Below are 252 nucleotides of genomic sequence, written 5' to 3'. Positions count from 1 at the left end.
AATGGGCCGTGCGCGAGATGGAGGAGCGCTACAAGAAGATGTCCAAGATCGCGGTGCGCAACATCGACGGCTACAACGCCCGCGTTCAGGAGGCCCAGAGCCGCGGTGAGGTCCTGACGCGGACCGTCCAGACCGGCTTCGACCGGCAGACCGGCGAGGCGATCTACGAGGACGAGGCGATGGACCTCAGCCCTCTGCCCTACATCGTGATCGTGGTGGACGAGATGGCCGACCTGATGATGGTGGCCGGCA

Annotated in this window: 1 protein-coding gene; it reads left to right on the top strand. The window is 65.1% G+C overall.

The window, feature by feature from the left end:
- The coding region (locus tag AX737_RS17355; RefSeq protein WP_156453800.1) for an FtsK/SpoIIIE domain-containing protein at positions 1-252 on the top strand (252 nt) is incomplete at both ends.

The organism is Methylobacterium sp. CCH5-D2 (assembly GCF_001556475.1).
GTDB lineage: Bacteria > Pseudomonadota > Alphaproteobacteria > Rhizobiales > Beijerinckiaceae > Methylobacterium > Methylobacterium hispanicum.
Note: the sequence above shows the minus strand (reverse complement) of the source record. Positions and strands in the feature narration are given on the sequence as shown.